The organism is Pseudomonas matsuisoli (genome assembly GCF_014647635.1).
GTDB lineage: Bacteria > Pseudomonadota > Gammaproteobacteria > Pseudomonadales > Pseudomonadaceae > Pseudomonas_P > Pseudomonas_P matsuisoli.
The window spans coordinates 70,462-93,471 of sequence record NZ_BMPO01000005.1 but is presented as its reverse complement, the minus strand read 5'-3'; the positions used below and the strand labels follow the sequence as shown (position 1 = coordinate 93,471).

Sequence of the window (23,010 nt, the reverse complement as noted above, 5' to 3'; positions counted from 1 at the left end):
TTTCAAAGGCTACCGGCCCGCTTGTGCGCAATGGTCTGCCCCATGACGACTGGCGCCAAGGGCTTCAGGCCCTCCGCCCACGACACCTGCTCGGGCCCGAACAGCATGACTACGGTGGAACCTAATTTGAAACGACCCATTTCTTCGCCTTTTTCAATCCGGATCGGCTGGCGCGCGGCTTCGTCATATCGCGTGCTTTTCAAGACGCGCTTGGGCGGCGTCACCAGGCCTGCCCATACCGTTTCTACACTGGCCACGATCATCGCGCCGACCAGCACCATTGCCATAGGGCCACGTTCCGTATCGAAGATGCACACCACTCGCTCGTTGCGGGCAAACAGCTCGGGCACGTTTTCCGCTGTCACCTGGTTCACCGAAAAGATTCGCCCTGGCACGTAGATCATCTCCCGCAGCGTACCGCTGATCGGCATGTGCACACGGTGGTAATCCTTTGGCGACAGGTACAAGGTGGCGAATTCGCCCCCCATGAACGGGGCTGCACGGCTGGCGTCGCCGCCCAGAAGCTCCAACGCGCTGAAGCTGTGGCCTTTGGCTTGGAATATGCGACCGTTCTCGATGGTGCCGGCCTGGCTCACGGCGCCGTCGACCGGGGAGGCGATGGCATCCGGCGCGGGATCCAGCGGGCGGGCGCCGTCTTTCAGGGCCCGGGTGAAAAAGGCATTGAAGTGCTCGTAGGCGGTGGGGTCTTCAACCCGCGCTTCGCGCATGTCCACATTGAAGCGGTTGATGAATCCCTTGATGAACGCGTTCTTGAACCAGCGCACACGGCACTCGGCAACGCACCCAGCGGCACGCGACAGCAGGTGATGGGGGGTGATGTACTGGCTGAAAATGAACAGGCGATCTTTAAGCGTCATCGGAAATCCTTGGAGAAAGTGTCTACGCCGGCTATAGCCGTGCGGACAGGGTGTCGTTCAAAAGGGCCTAGGGTTCGACCGGCGTATCGGGGTGATTGCCCCATTCTGACCAAGAACCGGCATACGCTTTGACGCGCGGATAGCCGAGCGCGCGCGCAACCAGGTAGGTGAAGCCCGAGCGATGGTGCGTCTGGCAGTGCGTCACGATTTCTTTGTCAGGCGTCAGCCCTAGCGCTCGCAAGTGTTCGGCGATGTCCTCCCGGATTCGCAGGTGGCGTGCCTTGTCCATGCCGTCGGTCCATTCGAAATGCACCGCGCCTGGAATATGGCCGCCCTTGGCTGCGAGTACCTTTTCACCACTGTATTCCAGCGGACCACGCGCATCCCAGATAGCCAAGTCTTCGGCGCCTAGGCGGCTTTGGAGGTAGTCCAGCGTCGCGGTGGGCGCGTCATCGATTTCAATCTTAACCGGGCCTGACTCTGCCGCCGGAACATCCTGCGTGAGCGGTCTACCCTCGGCATGCCAGGCGTGGATACCGCCGTTCAAATAGTGATAACGGTGGTGCCCGATGACGTCGAGCAACCAGATGAATCGGCCTGCCCAGCCGCCGCCTTCATCGTCGTACACCACGTAGACGGAATCCGCCGTATGGCCCAGTTCGCCGAAGAGGGTTTCGAGGGCTGCCTTCGACGGCAAGAGGCCGGGGGCGGGCGGTTGACCCAACTGAGTGCGCTTGTAATCGACATAACGGGCTCCCGGCAGATGGCCGGCTTCGTAATGTGCAGCGCTGCTGAGGTCGACCAGGATCAACTCAGGCTCGGACAGCAACGGCGCAAGATCGGCTGGCTCTATGACCAAGGGCAGTTCGGACAACGCAGACATGCGGGGTCTCCGGAGCGTAAAGCCCGGGATTGTAGCGGATAGCAGGGCTTGTGACAGGCGTAGCGATACGGACTGTGTAAGCGAACGCTAACCGCGTGCGGAACGTCCAGCGAACAGCATCAGGGCGCGCTCGATGCACTGGGCCGTTTTGCCGAAGATCTGTAGCGATGCGTCACTGAGCGGTAGCCCGTCCTGGTCAGCGACCAGCACGAAGGCGACCTTGCCATTCAGCGCGATCGAACGAAGGACCAAATGCTCGCTCGGGAACAGCGCTTTTAGGTTGCCGGGGAGTAGAGGCGAGAATTGCGCTACGTTCGCTGGCGACAATCGTAGTTGTCCGGCGCCGGCAAGCAGGCGGCGGACCACTTGGCTTTGCGCCGCTTCGAGTTTCAGTCCGGCCGAGTCAGCCGATAGCCCGTGCCCTTGCTGGCCAAGCAGTGCGCTCTGTGTCCGGTCTGCAACAAAGATCATTACCCGGCGCATGCCGCCGGCTACCACGGCGTCGCGGGCGGCGGAGGATAGCTGCAGCACGTTGACGAACGGCGATGGCGTGCTCAACAGGTTCGCGCATAGGGCTTTCCATTCCACTGCATCGCTTGTCGCTGGTTGGGTTGTCGGTGCGTCGGCGGTTTCCGTGGACGGGCCAAGACGGCGGGCATGCCATGGCCATAGCAGTGCTTCCGCGGGATGCCAGAGATCCTGCTGTTTCTGCTGACGTGCGCTGTGAACGGCCAGTTGGTGCACCTGTTGCTGCAGTTCATCCAGTTCGACCTGCATGTACAGCGCCGTCAGTCGCTGCCAACGCATGCTGTGAGGGCTGTCCCAGGCATGGTAGGAGGAAAGTGCCAAACCGTTGGCCAGAACGATGGTGTTGGCTGGTTGTGTCAGCCAGCGGCGCAGGTTTTCGTCCTCGTCCAATCGCTGTTGCCTCGCCAGCGGATGGTCCGTGTCGCGGGCGACGTGCAGGGCCTTCGCCAGCAGGCGGCGATCCTCGACCAGCAGGCGATAACCCTGCACGATCCAGTCGGGCAGGTGCCAGCGTTCCGCCAGTTTCAGGCACAGGGGCATGAGCGATGTGCCGAGCAACTCTCGCTCGACGAGGACCGGCGGCTCGTCGTTAGCGAGTACGCGGCGTTCCCATTCTTCGAAGAGTCGCGGATGCGCCGCGGCAAGTGTCCACAGCGGCGCGAGAAACAAAAGGCTGCCCCAATGGATGTCTTGCCAGAGGCGGGCCAGTCGGGAGGCGAACAAGCCATTGGCTTGCTGGCACGCGTGTTGGCTGATGGCTTGGAGCTGACGTAACGCAGGTGGTATGTCGGCTTCAGGAACCGACGGCAAGCGCTCTAGAAGCGCTTCGGCATTCTTCAGTCCAAGGCGCGTGAGCGCGACCTCGAGACTTTCGGCAGGATCACCCAAGCCGTTCTGGCGTTTGTTCACCTCGCGTAATACGGCAAGCGCCAGCGCAGGACTGCCCTGGATGAGGTCGGCAATGTCACGAATCGTCCGACGGCTGTCGCCCAATGCGCGCCGCACCTGTAGGTGGCGTTCGGCCGGAATGGGCAATCTTACGGCGTCCAACTGCTTGAGCCACGCGCCTTGATTGTTCGGTATCGAATGCTTGTCTGGCATGGGAATGAATGACCGTTCGGATGACGTTGCCGCGGATACCCAGTGTATCGGCAGCCATAACGTAAATATAAATCCGGAAAAATGGCTTTTTCCGGTGAGCGGCCTATAGTCACCCGCGAATCGTCCGATAAACCCCTCAGAACCTGTTCACGATCCGCTGCGCTTCAGCTCGTGCGATCGTAAACGGGCTCTCAAAACGTCATCGAGTGCGCGTGTCATCAGCGTGCATCCGACGATGCGAAATTCTTCTTCCGACTGACTCTGCAAGATCTCCCTCAATGGCAAAAATCATCGGCATCATCGTAGTCTTCGCCAGCGTCCTGGGCGGCTACGTTCTTTCTCACGGCAAAATCGCCGCATTGATCCAGCCTTTCGAGGTGATGATCATCGGTGGTGCGGCGTTGGGGGCATTCCTGCAGGCCAACCCGGGCAGTGCGTTCATGCACGTGTTCAAGAAGTCCTTGAAGATGTTCAGTTCGCGCTTTACGCACGCGTTTTACCTGGACGTCTTGCGGCTGCTGTACGAAATCCTCAACAAGAGTCGTCGCGAGGGCATGATGGCCATCGAGGGCGACCTCGAGGACCCCGCGGCCAGCCCGATCTTCAGCAAGTACCCAACCGTATTGAAAGACGAGCGGATGATCGCCTACATCTGTGATTACCTGCGGATCATGTCGTCCGGCAACATGGCGCCCCATGAGCTCGAAGGCCTGTTCGACATGGAACTCAACAGCATCAAAGAAGAACTCGAGCACCCGTCCCATGCTGTGGCACGGGTGGCTGACGGTCTGCCAGGTTTTGGTATCGTTGCCGCGGTTCTTGGGATCGTCGTGACCATGGCCATGCTCGGCGAGGCCGATCAGGCCGCGCTCGGCCAGCACGTGGGTGCGGCGCTGGTCGGTACCTTCCTCGGGATTCTGGCTGCATACGGGTTCTTCGGGCCGCTGGCGGTGAGCCTGGAGCACGACGCCAAAGAAGAGCTCAACGTGCTCGAAGCGATCAAGGCGAGCCTGGTGGCATCCGCATCCGGCATGCCGCCCTCATTGGCCGTCGAGTTTGGCCGCAAGGTGATCTATCCGGCTCACCGCCCCAGCTTCAGTGAGCTGGAACAGGCCGTGCGCGGCAACTGAGGCTGACTGATGGACAACAATCAGCCAATCATCGTCAAGCGCGTCAAGAAGGTCGTCGGCGGCCATCACGGCGGCGCGTGGAAGATCGCGTTCGCCGACTTTGCCACGGCGATGATGGCGTTCTTCCTCGTGCTCTGGTTGATGTCGTCAGCGACGCCTGAGCAAAAGCGCGTCATTTCCGGCTACTTCCAGGATCCGATCGGCTTCAGCGAAAGTGCGAGCCCGTACGTGATCGACCTGGGCGGCACCCCAACGCCGTCACCGGACAAGACCATCAATCCGCAGATTCAGGAAGAGCCGCAAGACGAAATCCTGCCGGATAAGGCCGATGAAGCGTTGCAGGCGGAGAAGCTGGCGGAGCAATTGGCCGAGCAGGTGGACCGTGAGCGTCTGGAACTGCTGCTCAAAGAGTTGCAGGTTAAGGTCGACGAGAACCCGGAGCTCAAGGATTTCCGCGATCAGATTCACTTCGAAATCACTCAGGACGGGCTACGCATCCAGATCACGGACGCCGATAACCGACCGATGTTTGACCTGGGCAGCGCGCAGTTGCAGCCCTATTTCGAGGACATTCTGCTGATCATGGCCGACACCATCAAAGCGGTGCCCAACAAGATCAGCATTAGCGGTCACACGGACGCCAAGCCGTTCGCCGGTCGTAACGGCGTCGGCAACTGGGAGTTGTCGGCCAGTCGTGCCAACGCCGCGCGGCGAACGTTGGAAGCGGGCGGCTATCCGGAAGATCAGGTTGCGCGGGTAGTGGGTTACGCATCGTCCAGCCTGTTCGATCGTGATGATCCGATGAACCCGGTCAACCGGCGTATCGACATCATCGTGCTGACCAAAAAGGCGCAAAGCGCGATGGAAGGCAACGGCGAAGGCGCACCGTCCGACGGCGATAGCGACGCCCCGGCGTCCGATGCGCAGCCCGCCGCACCCGGCGCAGGGGATAACGCCGCGCCCGCCCCGGCAGGTGCGCAGCGCGATCCTGCCGCGCCGGTGACATCGATGCCGGCGTCTGCCGTGCAGAAGCAGGCGAACGTGTTCGAAGCCGGTGTGCTGAAGTTCGACCAGACGCGGCAGTGAGCTGGCTCGCCCGGCTCCAATCTCACGGTCTTTGGACGCGTGCTGTAGGGATTCAAGTCCGAGCCGGTAGCTCGTTCTAGCGTGTGGGAGTGGGCCGGGCGGCTTTAGATATGCCGCAAAAGCCGCGGGTTGCACCCGCCCTACGAAAGCGATCGTTTCCAGAGGCAGCAGTATCTCTCTGCAGGGGCGGTTGGGTGGCGGTCCGCTTTAGCCGCGGCGCATCAGGGCGATTAGGCGACTAGAGTTGCCCCTACCGTTATTACTGGATTTGTCAGTACTCATCCTTCGGCAGGCTGGCGAGGATGTGCCGGTAACTGTCCATGCGTTGCGGCAGGATTCGTCCATCGTCCACGGCGGTGAGCAACGCGCAACCAGGCTCGCGGTCGTGCCGGCAATCGCGAAAGCGGCAGGTGCCGAACAGGGCGCGCATCTCGATGAAGCCGTCTTCGATGTCCTCTCGCGTCACGTGCCCCAGGCCGAACTCGCGGATACCGGGTGAGTCGATCAAATCGCCGCCTGCGGGGAAATGGAACAGTCGCGCGGTGGTGGTCGTGTGTGTGCCTTTGCCCGTCGCCTCGGACAGCTCGCCTACACGGGTGCCGGCATCCGGCAGCAAGCCGTTGACCAGCGACGATTTGCCCACGCCGGATTGCCCGACGAACACGCTGACGCATCCATCCAAATTACCTTGCAGCTCCTCAAGGCCAAGGCCATTGCGAGCGGACACTTCTAGTACTTGGTAGCCCAAAGTCCGATACGTCTTGAGCAGTGCATCCAGACGTGTGCTGTCGCCTTCGCCGATGAGATCCGCCTTGTTCAGCAGCAGCAACGGCTCGATACCCGCATGTTCGGCGGCAATCAGATAGCGATCGATGAGATTGCCGTGAGGTTCCGGCAGCGGCGCGAAGGTGATGACAAGCTGATCGACGTTGGCGGCAACCGGCTTGAGTTGTCCGCGCGTATCTGGACGGCAGAGTTCCGATTTTCGTGGGAGCAGGGCAACGATGACGCCTTGGTCGTCGGCGCCGGAGCGCCAGACGATATGGTCACCGGTGACCAACGAGGGAAGATTTGCGCGGCGATAGCAGCGAAAAACCCGCCCTTCGGCGTCTTCCACTTCAACCGTTACCCCAAAATGCGCAATCACCTGTCCCGGTTGTTCGGGGCCCAGATCGCCGCCTTGGAGTTCCTCGACAGCGCGTGATTCGCGCTTGGCCGATCGCGCTGCGCGTTCTTCTTGAATCTTTTCGATGCGCCATTGCTGGCGGCGGGTCAATTGGCGTTTGGCCATTCGGAGATCTGGTGATTGGGACGGTGCGCGAGTCTATCATGCCCACCTTGCGGCCTCTGGCTAAACTGCTAGGTGGCGAACGTTCGAACAGGGGAAGACGAATAGATGCAGGGGGGGGAGCAGCGATATCCGGCCTTGCGAGCACTGTGCGCGCAGCTGATGGCGATGGTCGTGGTAGCGGGCCTGCTGTTCCTACTAGCGCGCTATTTCGGCTGGCGGGTGCCCTTATGGGGCGTTGCCGCACTCCAGGGCGTACTGGCAGCGGTACTGGGCATGCGTCTGGGCTTGTCTCGTTGGTGGGGGCCGATCAACCTGGCATTCGTGCCAGCCCTGCTCGTGTTGTATGGACTGGCGCTTCCAGCGTGGAGCTACGGCGTGCTGTTCTTCCTGGTCCTGTTGTTCAACTGGAACAGTTTTGGCGAGCGGGTGCCGCTCTATCTGAGCGGCGAGCCGACGGAGCGCGAGCTGGCCGAAATTCTAAAGTCCCTTGGTCGACCTTTCGTATTCGTCGATCTTGGCTGCGGGCTGGGTGGCACGATCGCGCGGCTGGCCAAGCGCTTTCCCGATTCGCGCTTCGAAGGGGTGGAGACAGCACCGTTGAGCTTTGTGGTCGCGTGGATGCGCGCCTTGGCGTGGAGCAATTGCAGGGTCCGTTATCGCAATCTCTGGAAGCAGGACCTCTCGACGTTCGATGTCGTCTACTGCTTCCTGTCTCCCGCGCCTATGCCCGCAATCTGGCGCAAGGCGAGCGCGGAAATGCCAGCGAATGGGCTGCTCATCAGTAATAGTTTCGCCATCCCGGGTGTCGAGCCTGCGAGGGTCATCGAGGTGCAGGATTGGCGGGAAACCCGGCTGTTGCTGTGGCCGATGGACGCTCACATCAACCAGCCCTCGCCATAAGGTCCCCGCGATACATTCGCGACGAAACGGCAACAGACCCTAGAATAGCGGCCCGAGCAGAGGAGAATTGGCATGCCGAACCCACAGAACTTGATTTGGATCGACCTGGAAATGACTGGGTTGGAGCCTGAGCGCGACGTGATCATCGAGATCGCCACCATCGTGACCGATAGCGAACTCAACGTGCTTGCCGAAGGCCCCGTGATGGCGATCCATCACAGTGATGCGGTGCTCGCGGGGATGGATGAGTGGAACACCCGTACGCACGGGCAGAGCGGGTTGACCCAGCGTGTGCGCGAAAGCGGGATCGACATGGCCGCCGCCGAGGCGGAGACCATTGCCTTCCTGGAAGAATGGGTGCCCAAGGGCAAATCGCCTATCTGTGGTAACAGCATCGGCCAGGATCGGCGCTTCCTCTATAAATACATGCCGGCGCTCGAGGCTTACTTCCACTATCGCTATCTCGACGTATCGACCCTCAAGATCTTGGCCGAACGCTGGGCGCCGGGCGTCAAGGACGGGTTCCAGAAGAACAATACGCACCTTGCGTTGGATGATATTCGGGAGTCCATTGCCGAGTTGCGTTATTACCGGGAGAACCTGCTGAAGGTTTGATAGGAGCGCGCTCGTTATCTCGCGAGATTGCAGCTTTTTGTAGGAGCGGGCTTGCTCGCGAAAGCGATTTCCTTCGCGAAGATTGTTCTGATCCTTCCGCCGTATTCGCGGGTAAACCCGCCCCTACAAAAAGCGACGTTCAACTCGCATAGCGCAATGCTTGCAGGTGGGGCGGATGAAAAAGCGATCGCCAGCAAGCCCTTCGCAGCCCGGCTGGCTCCTACAAAAAGCAGCCCAATTTTATTGTCGAAGATCAGCTGCGCGCGCTAGCTCCGATGCCTATCCAACGCCCATTCCACATGTTCGCGCACCAATGCCGAGGGGTGGTTGCGGCGTAGATTCAGGGCCTCGATCACCGGGATGGTGGACGGTGCGTTGCCTAGGCCCACTGCCAGATTCCGCAGCCAGCGCTCGTAGCCGGCCCGTCGTAGCGGCGAACCTTCGGTGCGACTGAGAAACTCGTCTTCGGTCCAGCGGAATAGGCTGGCGAGTTCTTCGTTATCCAGCCCATGGCGGGGTGAGAAGTCTGGCTCGTGCGTCGGGCGTGCGAACCGATTCCACGGGCACACGATCTGGCAGTCGTCACACCCGAACACGCGATTACCCATGAGCGGGCGAAGCGCTTCCGGGATCGGCCCCTTGAGCTCGATGGTGAGGTAAGAGATGCAGCGCCGTGCATCCAGCTGTTGTGGGCCCACGAAGGCCTGTGTCGGGCAGATATCCAGGCACGCGCTGCAGCGGCCGCAGTGTTCCGTGGCCTGCGGCGGGTCGACGGGAAGGGGGAGATCGACGAAGAGTTCGCCAAGAAAGAAATAGCTGCCTGCCTTGCGATTGAGGACGAGCGTGTTTTTGCCAATCCAGCCAAGACCTGCTTTTTCTGCGACGGCTTTTTCCAGCACGGGTGCGCTGTCGACGAATGCCCGGTACCCCAACGTGCCGACTTCCGCGACGATGCGGTCGGCCAACTGCTGCAGCCGCTTGCGGATCAATTTGTGGTAGTCCCGGCCAAGCGCATAGCGGGACAGGTAGGCTTTATCGCGCTCTGCCAGACGCTGCGCCATGCGCGTGTCGCCCGGCAGGTAGTCCATTCGTACGGAAACGACGCGCAAGGTTCCCGGCACAAGTTCGGCCGGGCGGGAACGCTTTTGGCCGTGTGCGGCCATATATTCCATCTCGCCGTGGTATCCCGCGTTCAGCCAGTCTTGCAAATGTTGCTCGTGACGGCCCAGGTCGATATCGGTAATGCCGACCTGCTGGAAGCCAAGCGCTTGTCCCCATTCTTTTATGGCGTGGGCAAGGGCGGGAAGGTCTGGCTGAGTGGACATGAGCGCGTTACGTAATACGGGGAGGCCTATAATCCCGCAATTCTGCCAGACATGGAGCGGCACTACCCGATGCAGCAGACATACGACGACCTGCCTGATGCGCTGTACACCGTTGAACAGGTCCGCGCGCTCGATGCCCGGCTGATCGCCAGCGGTACACCAGGCTTTCAGCTCATGGGCACGGCCGCCGAGGCATGCTGGCGCGCCCTGCGCCAGCAATGGCCGGATGTGCGCACGCTGACACTGCTCGCGGGCCGAGGCAACAACGCGGGGGATGGCTACCTGATTGCAGCGCTGGCCAAGCGCGCAGGGTGGTCGGTCAGAGCGTGGGCGGTAGGTGAGCCTGCACAGCTGCAAGGCGATGCTGCAATGGCTTATCGAGAAGCTGTCGCTTCAGGTGTGGTCACGCAGCCTTGGCGCAACGACGCCACCTTCGAAGGGGTCGTCATCGATGCGCTGTTGGGTACTGGCGCACAGGGCTCGTTGCGTCCGCCTTACGATGCTGCGATCAAGGCCGTCAATTCGAGTGGTTGCCCGGTCCTTGCGGTCGATGTGCCGTCTGGGTTGAACGCCGATACCGGCCACGCCCTGGAAGGCGCCATCAAGGCTGTGGTGACCGTGACGTTCATTGCTCTCAAGCAAGGGTTATTTACGGGGGAGGCCGGCGCATACGTAGGGCGTTTGGTCTTCGATGACCTTGGCGCTAATCAAATGGATGACCGTCGTGTCGCGTCGCCCGTGACTCGATTGAGCCGTGCCACTCTGCCGCAGTTGGCACCACGTGTACCGACCGCGCACAAGGGGCATTTCGGGCATGTGCTGGTTATTGGGGGAGACCGCGGGATGGGGGGCGCCGCACTCTTGATGGCGGAAAGCGCCTTGCGCGCGGGTGCGGGGCTGGTCTCCGTCGCTACGCGGGAAGAGCATGTGGCTGCCGCGCAGGCGCGTCGTCCGGAACTGATGACACACGGTGTGCGATCGGCCAATCAGCTGCTGGCCATGGCAGAAAAAGCCAGTGTGCTGGTCGTGGGGCCGGGCCTTGGCGGAGCGGCGTGGGGACGCAGCCTGCTGAGCGCCGCAGCGGTAGTCGGGTGTAAGCACGTCTGGGATGCCGATGCGCTCAATCTGCTGGCGACTGGCGCGGTCGAGCTGCCCGAGGATTCGGTCATCACGCCCCATCCCGGCGAGGCGGCACGACTGTTGAGTTCGTCCACCGGCAACATTCAGGCGGACCGATTCGCGGCGGCGTTCGAGCTGGCGCGTCGATACCGGACCTGTGTCGTATTGAAGGGCGCTGGTACCATCGTCGCCGCGCCGGATGGCCGGCTCGCCGTATGCGACAGGGGGCACCCCGCGATGGCGGGTTCCGGACTGGGTGACGTGCTAGCGGGCCTGATCGGCGCGCTGCGGGCACAGGGCATGAACGCCTACGATGCGGCATGCCTCGGTGTGTGGCTGCATGCATGTGCTGGCGAGCGTATTGGGCTCGCCGAGGGCCGGGGGCTTGCCGCCGGCGACATGCCGACTTTTATCAGACAGGTTATCGAGGAGCATTCTCCGTGTCGTTCGGTTCACCCTTGACGCTTGAGGTCGTTGGCGAAGATGCCATGCTGGAGATGGGCGCGCGTCTTGCGCGGGTGACCGGAGGGCACGGCGTAATCTTCCTGCACGGTGACCTGGGCGCGGGCAAGACGACGCTTTCGCGGGGGCTGATTCGCGGGCTTGGTCATCAGGGGCGCGTGAAAAGCCCGACGTTCACCCTGGTCGAGCCCTACCAAATTGGTGATATTGCGGCATTCCATTTCGATCTTTACCGACTAGCGGACCCCGAAGAACTGGAATTTCTCGGTATCCGGGATTATTTTGCCGAAGATGCGTTATGCCTGATCGAATGGCCAGAACGGGGCACTGGCGTTTTGCCAAAGCCTGACCTGGACATTACCATTACGCCGCATTCTGAAGGGCGGTTGCTCAGCCTCGTTCCTTATGGAGCGCGAGGCGAAGCCTGGTGTTCTGCCCTTGCCACTGGAGTATGACGAAGCAATGAGGATTGGTATGCGGGTGGGCATGTTGCGCGGCATTGTCGGATTGCTGCTGGCGTTCCTGGCCTTCGAGGCGTTTGCCGCATCCGATGTTCGAAGCGTTCGCTTGTGGCGCGCGCCGGACAACACACGCTTGGTCTTTGACCTTTCTGGGCCCGTGCAGCACAACCTGTTCACGCTCGCGGCGCCTGACCGGATCGTGGTCGACATAAAAGGTGCAGACCTCAAGACCCGCCTGGATCAGCTCGCAATCGCCAATACGCCGATTACCAGCATCCGTTCGGCACAGCGTGCTGCGGATGAGCTTCGCGTGGTGATCGACCTGTCCGCCGAAGTGACACCCAAGAGTTTCGTGTTGCCGCCAAACCAGGAGTACGGCGACCGGCTCGTGATCGACTTGTTCGATAAGGGCGCGGACCTGTCGCCGAGCCTTCCCGAGACCACAACGGCCAGCGTACCTGCAACGCCTGTCACGCCGACTCAGCCCGCGACCAAGCTTCCTCCCGTCAATAGCGCCAAGCGCGACATCGTGGTCGCGATCGATGCCGGGCACGGTGGCGAGGATCCCGGCGCGCTTGGTCCCAAAGGCGCGCGTGAAAAAAACATCACCTTGGCGATCGCCAAGGAGCTGCAGCGGCAGATCAACGCGGAGAAGGGTTACCGTGCCGAGCTGACGCGGACCGGCGATTACTTCATTCCGCTGCGTAAGCGCACCGAGATCGCGCGCAAGAAGGGCGCCGACCTGTTCGTGTCGATTCACGCGGATGCAGCGCCACGGGCCTCGGCCTTCGGGGCCTCGGTATTCGCGCTATCCGATCGCGGTGCAACTTCGGAAACGGCTCGCTGGCTGGCAGACAACGAAAACCGTTCCGACCTGATCGGCGGGGCGGGGAGTCTGAGCCTGGAAGGTAAGGATCAGATGCTGGCTGGCGTCCTTCTCGATCTTTCGATGACTGCGTCGATGGCGTCGAGCTTGAACGTTGGGCAAAAGGTGCTGACAAACCTCGGCAAGATCACGCCACTGCATAAGCGTCGCGTGGAACAGGCAGGGTTCATGGTCCTCAAGTCGCCGGATATTCCATCCATCCTGGTCGAGACCGGTTTCATCTCTAATCCAGGGGAAGCCGCCAAGCTCGCCACGTCGGGCCATCAAGCGAGTCTCGCGCGCTCCATTACACGTGGGGTCAAGGACTTCTTCGCGCAGCACCCGCCGCCAGGTACGTACATCGCTTGGTTACGAGACTCTGGCAAGTTGGCGATGGGGCCTCGTGAGCATGTCGTAAGCTCAGGTGAAAGCCTTGCCTTGATTGCCCAGCGGTACCAGGTGAACTTGGCAGCCCTGCGCAGTGCCAACAAGCTTTCCAACGATGTGATCAAAGTGGGCCAGGTGCTCGATATCCCAGCGACCACGCTGGCTTCAAGCAATGACTGAACTGCGCCGCATACAGCTACTCAACCCGCGGCTCGCCAACCAGATCGCTGCCGGTGAGGTCGTAGAGCGGCCGGCATCGGTGATCAAGGAGTTGCTGGAAAACAGCCTCGACGCCGGTGCGAAGCGTATCGATATCGACGTCGAACAAGGTGGCATCAAGCTGCTTCGCGTTCGCGACGACGGCTTGGGAATCCCTGCCGACGATTTGCCTTTAGCGCTTGCGCGTCATGCCACGAGCAAGATTCGCGATCTTGAAGACCTCGAGCGGGTCATGAGCATGGGTTTCCGTGGCGAGGCGCTTGCGTCCATCAGCTCAGTTGCGCGCCTCACCATGACCTCGCGCACGGCTGACGCGACAGAGGCTTGGCAAGTCGAGACCGAAGGCCGGGATATGGAGTCTCGGGTGCAGCCTGCTGCGCATCCCGTCGGCACCTCGGTTGAGGTCCGCGATCTGTTTTTCAATACGCCTGCCCGACGCAAATTTCTGCGCACGGAAAAGACCGAGTTCGATCACCTACAGGAAGTCGTGCGGCGCCTTGCGCTTGCGCGGTTCGATGTGGCGTTCCATCTGCGCCATAACGGCAAGAGCATCCTGGCGTTGCACGAAGCACGCGATGCGCAGGCGCGTGCTCGCCGTGTCGGTGCCGTCTGTGGTCCGGCCTTCCTCGAGCAGGCGTTGCCGTTGGAAGTTGAGCGGGAGGGCGTGCGTTTATGGGGATGGGTAGGCCTGCCGACCTTCTCCCGAAGTCAGGCGGACCTCCAGTATTTCTATGTGAATGGTCGCATGGTGCGCGACAAGCTGGTCGCTCACGCGGTACGTCAGGCGTATCGCGATGTTCTGTTCAATGGCCGGCATCCGACGTTCGTCTTGTTTCTTGAAGTGGATCCGGCCGTGGTGGACGTTAACGTTCATCCCACCAAACATGAGGTTCGCTTTCGTGAAAGTCGCATGGTGCATGACTTCCTCTATGGCACGCTGCACCGTGCGTTGGGTGAGATACGCCCTGAGGATCAGCTGGCGTCAGTAGCGCCCGCTGTGATGCGCCCTACGGGTGCTACTGCGGGCGAATTCGGCCCTCAGGGTGAAATGAGTCTCGCCGCGAGCCTGCTTGACAGGCAGCCGCAACCGGTCGATGGGAGCGAGACATCTTCTATTTCGGCCGTCTTAGGTGGTGGTGTCGGTGGCGGTGCAAGCTATCGCAGCTACCGTCCAGAATCTTCGTCGATGACGGCCGAAGCCTCGGGTGCATACCAAGCGTTCTACGCGCCACTTGCGCCGAGTGCCGTGGCGGCACCCTTGCCGGACGTGCAGGGCGATATTCCGCCTTTGGGATATGCGGTCGCGCAGCTCAAGGGCGTTTACATCCTTGCTGAAGGCGCCCAGGGGTTGATCGTCGTCGACATGCACGCGGCACATGAGCGGATTACCTATGAGCGTCTGAAGACTGCGATGGCTAGCGAAGGCTTGCGCGGGCAGCCGCTACTGGTGCCGGAGTCCGTCGCGTTGAGCCAGCGCGAAACCGATTGCGCCGAAGAGCACGCCGAGTGGTTTCATCGACTCGGCTTCGAGCTGCAGCGCCTGGGCCCGGAAACATTGGCGATCCGGCAGATCCCAGTGTTACTGAAGCAGGCGCATGCCGCTGGATTGGTGCGGGATGTGATTGCGGATCTGCTGGAATACGGCACCAGTGATCGGATTCAAGCGCATTTGAACGAATTGCTCGCCACCATGGCCTGCCACGGCGCGATCCGGGCCAATCGGCGCTTGAGCCTGCCGGAAATGAACGGTTTGCTTCGTGATATGGAGCAGACTGAGCGTAGCGGTCAATGCAATCACGGTCGACCTACTTGGACGCAGATGAGTATGGATCAGTTGGATAAGCTGTTCATGCGCGGTCAATAGCGCTGGAAAACGTCTTCCTGCTTGCGTCCATCGCCAGGTCCGCTGGAAACTACGCGCCTTTCGATTTCCGGAACCTTCGATGTCTTCCCTGCCACCCGCTATCTTTCTCATGGGGCCTACTGCTGCGGGGAAGACCGATCTTGCGCTGGCGCTGACGGAGCGCTTGCCCTGCGAGCTCGTAAGCGTTGACTCTGCGTTGGTGTACCGGGGGATGGACATCGGTACGGCAAAACCGTCCGCCGATATTCTCCAGCGTTATCCGCATCGACTCATCGATATTCGTGATCCTGTCGAAGCCTATTCAGCGGCTGACTTTTGTCGCGACGCGTTGCGGGAAATGGCCGCGATTACCGCCGCAGGACGGATCCCTCTGCTGGTCGGTGGCACGATGCTGTACTTCAAAGCGCTGATCGACGGGCTGGCAGAGATGCCAAGCGCCGATCCCGCGGTCCGGGCGTCTCTCGAAGCAGAGGCTGGGGTGCTGGGTTGGGCGCATATGCACCGACGCCTGTCAGAGGTCGATCCCGAGTCGGCGGCGCGTATTCATCCCAACGACCCGCAGCGTCTGCTAAGAGCGTTGGAGGTGCATCGCATCAGTGGGCAGACGATGACTGAACTGAGGCAGCGTCAGCAGGCTGAAAATGCCGTGACAGAGGCGCCCGGCGAAGGGCGATTCCCGTATACTGTCGCGCAGTTCGCCATTGCCCCGGCACAGCGTCAGACCTTGCACGATCGAATTGCCCTGCGCTTCCGCTCGATGCTGGAACAGGGGTTCGTTGCAGAGGTCGAAGAGCTGCGTGCTCGCGGAGATCTGCACGAAGAGCTGCCATCCATTCGGGCGGTCGGGTATCGGCAAGTTTGGCAACATTTAGATGGAAGGCTGACCTACAGCGAGATGGAAGAGCGGGGCGTTATCGCGACCCGGCAACTGGCTAAGCGGCAATTTACTTGGTTGCGCAGTTGGCCCTGTCTGACGTGGTTGGACAGCGCTGCTCCCGACAACAGCTCACGTGTCTTGAAATACCTGGAATCGGCCTCCATATTGCGGTAAGTCATTCATTCTTCGCCTTGCACTCGCTTTTCCTGCAAGGCAGCTAAAATTCAAAAGATTTCAAATCTCAATAAGGAGTGCGTCACATGTCAAAAGGGCATTCGCTACAAGACCCTTACCTCAATACGCTGCGCAAAGAGCGCGTCCCGGTCTCCATCTACCTCGTTAACGGCATCAAGCTGCAAGGCCAGATCGAGTCCTTCGACCAGTTCGTCATCTTGCTGAAAAATACGGTCAGCCAGATGGTCTACAAACATGCAATTTCCACTGTGGTCCCAAGCCGTCCTGTGCGGTTGCCGAGCGGTGATCAGGACCAGTCCGAGCCGGGTAACGCCTAACGGGGCTGGACTTTGTTCTTCGAACGACATGAGGGTGGGGAGCGCGCCATCCTCGTTCATCTCGAGGGTCAGGATCCGGATGTCCGGGAAGACCCTCAAGAGTTCTCTGAGCTAGCGCGTTCTGCCGGCGCGGAAGCAGTGGCTTTCGTCAATGTCCCGCGCCATCGGCCCAGTGCCAAGTACCTGGTGGGTACCGGTAAAGTGGATGAACTTCACGAGCTGGTCCATGCCGAGCAGGTTGAGCTGGTCATCTTCAATCACACCCTCACGCCGAGTCAGGAGCGTAACCTAGAGCGCGCCCTGGAATGTCGTGTGCTCGATCGTACCGGTCTGATTCTCGACATCTTCGCCCAGCGCGCGCGAACGCACGAAGGCAAGTTGCAAGTCGAGCTCGCTCAACTGGAACACATGAGCACGCGGCTGGTTCGTGGGTGGACTCACCTTGAGCGCCAGAAGGGTGGCATCGGACTCCGCGGCCCTGGTGAAACACAGCTGGAAACCGACCGTCGTCTTTTGCGCGTCCGCATCCGGCAGATCAAGCAGCGCCTGGAAAAGGTTCGCAGTCAACGTGACCAGGCGCGGCGAGGGCGCCGTCGTGCGGAGATACCTTCAGTCTCATTGGTGGGGTACACCAACGCCGGCAAGTCTACGCTGTTCAATGCGCTCACCACGTCGGAGGTTTACGCGGCGAATCAGCTCTTTGCGACCCTTGATCCGACCCTCAGGCGTCTTGAGCTCGAGGATATCGGCCCGGTGGTACTGGCCGACACGGTAGGGTTCATCCGTCATCTTCCGCATAAGTTGGTGGAATCGTTTCGGGCGACCCTCGAAGAGTCGGCGAACGCGGACTTGCTGCTCCATGTGATCGATGCGCACGAGCCTGATCGCGACGAGCAGATCGAACAGGTCCTCGATGTGCTGGAGGAAATTGGCGCGCGCGAGTTGCCAATGCTCGAGGTCTACAACAAGTTGGACTTGCTCGAAGGTGTCGAGCCTCACATTCAGCGTGACGAAGAGGGTATTCCGCGTCGTGTCTGGGTTTCCGCCCAGACGGGACTAGGTCTGGATCTCATCAGGCAAGCCGTCGTCGAATTGCTCGGTGAGGATATGTTCGCTGCCACCTTGCGGATACCGCAAACGTTGGCGCGACTTCGCTCACAGCTGTTCGCCCTCGGGGCGGTGCGCGACGAATCACATGATGAGCAGGGCGATACGTTATTGGTTGTTCGCTTGCCTCGTGTGGAGCTCAATCGTCTCGTGAGTCGAGAAGGGTTGAAGCCCGATGTCTTCATCCAGCAACACACTTTGCAATAATGGCCGGCCGGCCGCCTTTGGCGCCGGTCGGGGGATTCTGTAGCATTGGCGGCGCGCCGTGGGCGCGTTTTTGCATATCAGTGATGGAGAGCGCTATGGCTTGGAATGAGCCGGGTGGCAATTCGAATAATCAAGACCCTTGGGGCGGCCGCAAAGGCGGTGGGCGTCAGGGGCCACCCGATCTCGATGAGGCCTTTCGTAAGTTGCAGGAAAGCCTGGGCGGGATGTTCGGTGGTAAGAAGCGCAACTCCAGTGGCGGAAGCAGCGGCGGAAGCAAGGGCGGTGGTTTTGGCATGCTTGCCATTGCGCTGCTCGTGCTATTGGCTGCGTGGCTCTATAACGCGGTGTACGTGGTGGACCAGCAAGAGCAGGCGGTGATCCTGCGCTTGGGTAAATATCACGAGACCGTCGATTCGGGCCTGAATATTTACTTCCCGCCGTTCGATACCAAGTACCAGGAGAACGTTACGCGCGAGCGGGCTTACAGCAAGCAGGGCGCGATGCTCACGCAGGATGAAAACATCGTCGAGGTGCCACTGACGGTGCAATACCGCATCAGCAACCTGCGCAACTTCGTGATCAACGTCGATCAGCCTGAAATCAGCCTCGAGCATGCCACGGACAGCGCGCTGCGCCATGTGGTGGGCTCGTCGACCATGGACCAGGTGTTGACCGAAGGGCGTGAAGCCATTGCGGCCCAGGTCCGTGAGCGTCTGCAGCGGTTCCTGGATAACTACCAAGCCGGTATCACGGTGACTCAGGTCAATATCCAGAGCGCTTCGGCGCCTCGCGAAGTTCAGGAGGCATTCGACGATGTCATCCGGGCGCGTGAGGACGAGCAGCGTGAGCGCAACCAGGCGGAAACCTATGCGAACGGCGTGATTCCAGAAGCGCGCGGTCAAGCGCAGCGTCTGCTGGAAGAAGCCAACGGCTACCGTGACGAAGTCGTGGCTCGCGCGACCGGTGAGTCAGATCGTTTCACTGCGCTGCTCGCCGAGTACCAGAAGGCCCCCGACGTGACTCGGGAGCGTCTGTACCTGACGACGATGCAGGAAATGATGAGCAACACCAGTAAGGTGCTCGTGACGGGCGACAAGGGACAGAACAATCTGCTCTATCTGCCACTGGACAAGATGATCGAAGGCGGTCGCAATCAGGGGTCTGCGACGGGCAATTCATCGACGTCCTCGTCCAATTCCAGCAGTTCGGATGCCGGGTCCCGGCTTGCTCGCGAGCTGGAGCAGCGTGACCTGCGTTCTAGGGAGAGCCGCTGATGAGCAATAAGTCTCTTTTTGGCCTGATTGCCGCGGTGGTGTTGGCCATCGTGGTCTGGTCCAGCTTCTATATCGTTGCCGAAACCGAGCGAGCGGTCCTGCTGCAGTTTGGTCGAGTGGTCGAAGCCGATGTCCCGCCAGGGCTGCATTTCAAGATTCCATACGTCAATCGCGTGCGTAAGTTCGATGGTCGTCTGCTGACGCTCGATACATCGACTCAGCGCTTTTTGACGCTGGAAAAGAAAGCGGTCATGGTTGATGCCTACGCAAAATGGCGAATTGCGGATGCCGAGCGTTTCTACACCGCTACCTCCGGCACGAAGCAAATAGCGGATGAGCGTTTGTCACGTCGGCTAGAGGCGGGGCTTCGCGACCAGTTCGGTAAGCGTACGTTGCACGAAGTCGTGTCGGGTGAGCGTGATGCGCTCATGGCCGACATGACTGCGCTGCTCGATAGCATGGCGCGCCGCGAACTCGGTATCGAGGTGCTCGATGTGCGAGTGAAAGCGATCGATCTGCCGCGTGAAGTGAACCGTAGCGTCTATGAACGCATGAGCTCTGAGCGTGAGCGTGAAGCGCGTGAGCATCGTGCGAAAGGGCGCGAGTTGGCGGAAGGGATCCGCGCGGATGCCGATCGTCAGCGTCGAGTGCTCTTGGCCGATGCCTATCGAGATGCTGAAGAAATTCGCGGTGATGGTGACGCCCAGGCAGCCGCGATCTATTCGAGCGCCTATAACCAAAACGCCGAGTTCTATTCCTTCTACCGCAGTCTCCAGGCATATCGCGAGAGCTTTGCGGACAAGCGTGACGTGATGGTGCTGGATCCAGGTAGCGAGTTCTTCCGTTATCTAGAGAAATCGCGGCCTTGATCTGAGCGTGGTTGGGGCGCCTTCTGGCAGCCTGTTTGGCTGCTCGGGGTGACCCCGGCATTAAAGGACGGTATGATGCGGCAGCCGGGAAATCCCGGCTTTTTTGCGTCTGCACGATGCTGAAAGCGTTCTTTGACGAGCGCTAGCTGCGTTTTAACGGTTTGTGTGACGAGCGCTCTCGGCGTTCGTCGATCGGACGCTTCAATCGTCCGAAGATAAGGGGAAGGCGAGATGGCGACGATAGACCGCTGGTTGCTACCAGATGGCATCGAAGAGGTACTGCCGCCCGAGGCGGCGCGTATTGAAGTGGCCCGGCGTGACATTCTGGATCTGTTCCACCGTTGGGGTTATGCCTTCGTCGTTACGCCCCATATCGAATTTCTTGAATCTCTCCTAACCGGTGCCGGCCAGGATCTGGATCTTCGTACCTTCAAAGTGACCGACCCCAATACTGGGCGGCAGATGGGGTTCCGGGCAGATATTACGCCCCAGGTCGCTCGTATCGATGCCCACAGTATGAAGGTGGGCGGTCCGAACCGCCTGTGTTACGCCGGAAGCGTATTGCATGCGCGGCCGCGCGCGCTTTCGACGTCCCGTAGCCCCATACAATTGGGTGCCGAGTTGTACGGTGATGCGACGCCGGCCAGCGACCTCGAAATCATCAGTCTCATGCTTGAGACCCTAGAGCTGGCCAATGTTGCTGACGTTCATATGGACCTGGGGCATGTTGGCATTTACCGCGGGCTGGCGCGTGCGGCGGCGCTGTCGGGCGATGCCGAGCAGGCACTGTTCGATGCGCTGCAGCGCAAGGCAATCGATGAAGTCGAGTCGTTAACCGCAGGGCTTCCAGCGGCGCTAGCCTCGATGTTGCGTGCACTGGTGGAGTTGTGCGGTGGTCGCGAGGTGCTTGATCTGGCTCGAGCTGCCTTAGTCGAGGCGCCGGATGATGTGCACCAGGCGCTGGACGAACTCATCGCCATCGCCGATCACTTGTCCGCGCGCTACCCCGAACTTCCGCTTTACTTTGATCTTGGTGAGCTCAGGGGATATCACTACCACACGGGTGCGGTCTTCGCGGCGTTCGTTCCTGGTGTTGGGCAGGCGATCGCGCAGGGCGGTCGCTACGATGATATCGGCGGCGATTTCGGTCGGGCGCGGCCTGCAACAGGCTTCTCTACAGATTTGAAGACCCTGGTCACGTTGGGGGATATGTCGTCGGTTGCGTTCGAGCCCGGGGTTTGGGCGCCGGATAATCACGATCTGCAGCTCTGGCAGGTCGTGCGTACACTCCGAGAAGACGGTGTGCGCGTGATTCAGGCGATGCCGGGTCAGGATATCGCGATGGCGCGCGAGGCGGGATGCGATCGCGAATTGGTATTGCAGGGTGGTCGCTGGGAAGTGCGGTCGCTGACGATCTAAATGGTTTCTGCCGGCTCTGCTGGCTTCGAATTGCGAGAGGGTAAGCGTTATGGGTAAGAATGTCGTTGTCCTGGGTACCCAGTGGGGCGATGAGGGTAAAGGCAAGATCGTCGATCTGTTGACCGATCAAGCGGCCGCCGTCGTTCGCTACCAAGGCGGCCACAACGCGGGCCACACCCTTGTCATCAATGGTGAGAAAACCGTCCTCCACCTGATTCCGTCCGGCATTTTGCGGGAAAACGTCGAGTGCATGATCGGCAACGGTGTCGTGGTTGCCCCCGACGCGTTGTTGCGGGAAATCAAGAACCTGGAAAGCAAAGGGGTTCCGGTACGGGAGCGTCTGCGTATCAGCCCATCGTGCACGCTGATCCTTCCCTATCACGTTGCGTTGGATCAGGCCCGTGAGCGTGCTCGCGGCGATGCCAAAATCGGCACGACGGGCCGGGGTATCGGCCCTGCGTACGAGGATAAGGTCGCGCGCCGTGGCTTGCGAATTGGCGATCTCTTTCATCGCGAGCGCTTCGCGGCAAAGCTCGGCGAGCTGCTGGATTACCACAACTTTGTCCTGCAGAACTATTACAAGGAGTCGCCCGTCGACTTCCAGCAGACGCTCGATGAAGCGCTCGAATATGCCGAGATCCTGCGTCCGCTGATCACCGATGTGGCTGCGCGCCTGCACGAGCTGCGCCGTCAGGGCGCCTACATCATGTTCGAAGGCGCGCAGGGCTCGCTGCTCGATATTGACCATGGCACCTATCCCTACGTGACCAGTTCCAGCACCACGGCGGGTGGTACGGCGACAGGGTCTGGCTTTGGTCCGCTCTATCTCGATTACATTCTCGGTATCACCAAGGCCTATACCACGCGCGTTGGTTCGGGGCCGTTCCCTACCGAGCTGTTCGATGAAACCGGTGCCTACCTGGCGAAAAAAGGCCATGAGTTCGGCTCTACGACAGGCCGGGCGCGCCGTTGTGGTTGGTTTGACGCCGTCATCATCCGTCGGGCGATCGAGATCAACAGTATTTCCGGCCTGTGCCTCACCAAGCTGGACGTGTTGGACGGTCTAGAGACGATTCGTATCTGTGTGGGCTACAAGGATGCGCAAGGTGAGCTGTTGATCGATGCGCCAACGGACGCCGACAGTTACATCGGTCTACAGCCGGTCTACGAAGATTTGCCAGGCTGGAGCGAATCGACCGTCGGGGCGAAATCGCTGGAAGAACTGCCGGCGAATGCCAAAGCCTATATCAAGCGTATCGAGGATTTGGTCGGTGCGCCGATTGCAATTATCTCCACGGGTCCGGATCGCAACGAGACGATTGTGCTGGAGCATCCGTATAGCTGATCCCGCGTGATCGAACGAAAAGGGCCGCAGAATGCGGCCCTTTTTTCATACGTTCAGAAGTAAGTCGAAGCTAAAGATCGGTATTTTTTCAGGGCAAACAAAAAACCGAGCCAGAGGCTCGGTTTTTTGTGGAATATGGTGCCCAGGAGAAGACTCGAACTTCCACGATGTTGCCATCGCTAGGACCTGAACCTAGTGCGTCTACCAATTCCGCCACCTGGGCATTGAAGCGGTGTATGCTGCTCCGCTTCAACTCAACAACGTTTGACGTCGTTGTGGGGGCGCA

21 protein-coding genes and 1 tRNA gene are annotated in these 23,010 nt (G+C 60.4%); 16 read left to right on the top strand and 6 right to left on the bottom strand.

Annotated elements, in window-relative coordinates:
- Positions 1–2: 2 nt before the first annotated feature.
- From asd to IEY47_RS12085, 3 genes are all read right to left on the bottom strand, one after another.
- On the bottom strand, positions 3–878 hold the full coding sequence (gene asd / locus IEY47_RS12095) for an archaetidylserine decarboxylase (RefSeq protein WP_188983501.1): 876 nt from the start codon (positions 876–878) through the stop codon (positions 3–5).
- Positions 879–945: 67 nt separating this feature from the next.
- Positions 946–1,761 (bottom strand): rhodanese-like domain-containing protein, encoded by an 816-nt coding sequence (locus IEY47_RS12090; RefSeq protein WP_188983500.1) that lies wholly within the window; start codon positions 1,759–1,761, stop codon positions 946–948.
- A gap of 87 nt (positions 1,762–1,848) precedes the next feature.
- Positions 1,849–3,390, bottom strand: a complete 1,542-nt coding sequence (locus IEY47_RS12085; protein WP_188983499.1) for an HDOD domain-containing protein — start codon at positions 3,388–3,390, stop codon at positions 1,849–1,851.
- A 278-nt stretch (positions 3,391–3,668) separates the two neighbouring features.
- Here IEY47_RS12085 and motA point away from each other — a divergent pair, with 278 nt between their 5' ends.
- Both motA and motB read left to right on the top strand, forming a co-directional pair.
- Positions 3,669–4,520, top strand: a complete 852-nt coding sequence (gene motA / locus IEY47_RS12080; protein ID WP_188983498.1) for a flagellar motor stator protein MotA — start codon at positions 3,669–3,671, stop codon at positions 4,518–4,520.
- Between the two features lie 9 nt (positions 4,521–4,529).
- Positions 4,530–5,606, top strand: coding sequence for a flagellar motor protein MotB (motB, locus tag IEY47_RS12075; RefSeq protein WP_188983497.1), 1,077 nt, complete (start codon positions 4,530–4,532; stop codon positions 5,604–5,606).
- Between the two features lie 271 nt (positions 5,607–5,877).
- Here the strand turns inward: motB and rsgA are convergent, their stop codons facing one another.
- The gene (rsgA, locus tag IEY47_RS12070) at positions 5,878–6,897 is read right to left on the bottom strand and encodes a small ribosomal subunit biogenesis GTPase RsgA (protein WP_188983496.1); all 1,020 of its coding nucleotides are present in this window, start codon (positions 6,895–6,897) and stop codon (positions 5,878–5,880) included.
- Between the two features lie 105 nt (positions 6,898–7,002).
- On the opposite strand from rsgA, the gene IEY47_RS12065 reads away from it, so the two are divergent.
- From IEY47_RS12065 to IEY47_RS12055, 3 genes are all read left to right on the top strand, one after another.
- Complete coding sequence (locus IEY47_RS12065; protein WP_188983495.1) at positions 7,003–7,797, top strand: class I SAM-dependent methyltransferase; 795 nt, start codon at positions 7,003–7,005, stop codon at positions 7,795–7,797.
- 72 nt (positions 7,798–7,869) lie between these two features.
- On the top strand, positions 7,870–8,412 hold the full coding sequence (orn, locus tag IEY47_RS12060; protein ID WP_188983494.1) for an oligoribonuclease: 543 nt from the start codon (positions 7,870–7,872) through the stop codon (positions 8,410–8,412).
- 51 nt (positions 8,413–8,463) lie between these two features.
- The gene (locus IEY47_RS12055) at positions 8,464–8,682 is read left to right on the top strand and encodes a hypothetical protein (protein WP_188983493.1); all 219 of its coding nucleotides are present in this window, start codon (positions 8,464–8,466) and stop codon (positions 8,680–8,682) included.
- Here IEY47_RS12055 and queG read toward each other — a convergent pair.
- The gene (gene queG / locus IEY47_RS12050) at positions 8,679–9,737 is read right to left on the bottom strand and encodes a tRNA epoxyqueuosine(34) reductase QueG (RefSeq protein ID WP_188983492.1); all 1,059 of its coding nucleotides are present in this window, start codon (positions 9,735–9,737) and stop codon (positions 8,679–8,681) included. The two genes, IEY47_RS12055 and queG, sit on opposite strands and share 4 nt — an antisense overlap.
- A gap of 69 nt (positions 9,738–9,806) precedes the next feature.
- On the opposite strand from queG, the gene IEY47_RS12045 reads away from it, so the two are divergent.
- From IEY47_RS12045 to IEY47_RS11995, 11 genes are all read left to right on the top strand, one after another.
- Positions 9,807–11,318: an NAD(P)H-hydrate dehydratase gene (locus IEY47_RS12045; protein ID WP_188983491.1), complete on the top strand. Its 1,512-nt coding sequence runs from the start codon at positions 9,807–9,809 to the stop codon at positions 11,316–11,318.
- Positions 11,319–11,344: 26 nt separating this feature from the next.
- Positions 11,345–11,773: a tRNA (adenosine(37)-N6)-threonylcarbamoyltransferase complex ATPase subunit type 1 TsaE gene (tsaE, locus tag IEY47_RS12040; RefSeq protein ID WP_229779427.1), complete on the top strand. Its 429-nt coding sequence runs from the start codon at positions 11,345–11,347 to the stop codon at positions 11,771–11,773.
- Positions 11,774–11,780: 7 nt separating this feature from the next.
- A complete protein-coding gene (locus IEY47_RS12035; protein WP_229779399.1) occupies positions 11,781–13,211 on the top strand; it encodes an N-acetylmuramoyl-L-alanine amidase in 1,431 nt (476 codons plus the stop codon).
- Entirely contained in the window at positions 13,204–15,114 is a 1,911-nt protein-coding gene (gene mutL, locus IEY47_RS12030; protein WP_188983489.1) for a DNA mismatch repair endonuclease MutL, read from the top strand. Before IEY47_RS12035 ends, mutL begins: the two co-directional genes overlap by 8 nt.
- Before the next feature lie 79 nt (positions 15,115–15,193).
- Positions 15,194–16,165 (top strand): tRNA (adenosine(37)-N6)-dimethylallyltransferase MiaA, encoded by a 972-nt coding sequence (miaA, locus tag IEY47_RS12025; protein WP_188983488.1) that lies wholly within the window; start codon positions 15,194–15,196, stop codon positions 16,163–16,165.
- 86 nt (positions 16,166–16,251) lie between these two features.
- Positions 16,252–16,503, top strand: a complete 252-nt coding sequence (gene hfq / locus IEY47_RS12020) for an RNA chaperone Hfq (RefSeq protein ID WP_188983487.1) — start codon at positions 16,252–16,254, stop codon at positions 16,501–16,503.
- Positions 16,504–16,515: 12 nt separating this feature from the next.
- On the top strand, positions 16,516–17,817 hold the full coding sequence (gene hflX, locus IEY47_RS12015; protein ID WP_188983486.1) for a ribosome rescue GTPase HflX: 1,302 nt from the start codon (positions 16,516–16,518) through the stop codon (positions 17,815–17,817).
- Between the two features lie 95 nt (positions 17,818–17,912).
- Positions 17,913–19,091 (top strand): FtsH protease activity modulator HflK, encoded by a 1,179-nt coding sequence (hflK, locus tag IEY47_RS12010; RefSeq protein WP_188983485.1) that lies wholly within the window; start codon positions 17,913–17,915, stop codon positions 19,089–19,091.
- Complete coding sequence (gene hflC / locus IEY47_RS12005) at positions 19,091–19,960, top strand: protease modulator HflC (protein ID WP_188983484.1); 870 nt, start codon at positions 19,091–19,093, stop codon at positions 19,958–19,960. Before hflK ends, hflC begins: the two co-directional genes overlap by 1 nt.
- A 231-nt stretch (positions 19,961–20,191) precedes the next feature.
- Positions 20,192–21,379 carry an ATP phosphoribosyltransferase regulatory subunit gene (locus IEY47_RS12000; protein ID WP_188983483.1) on the top strand — a complete coding sequence of 396 codons (1,188 nt, stop codon included), beginning with the start codon at positions 20,192–20,194 and terminating at the stop codon, positions 21,377–21,379.
- Between the two features lie 49 nt (positions 21,380–21,428).
- Positions 21,429–22,724 carry an adenylosuccinate synthase gene (locus IEY47_RS11995; protein WP_188983482.1) on the top strand — a complete coding sequence of 432 codons (1,296 nt, stop codon included), beginning with the start codon at positions 21,429–21,431 and terminating at the stop codon, positions 22,722–22,724.
- Between the two features lie 136 nt (positions 22,725–22,860).
- Here the strand turns inward: IEY47_RS11995 and IEY47_RS11990 are convergent.
- Positions 22,861–22,947, bottom strand: a tRNA-Leu gene (locus IEY47_RS11990).
- Positions 22,948–23,010 lie beyond the last annotated feature (63 nt).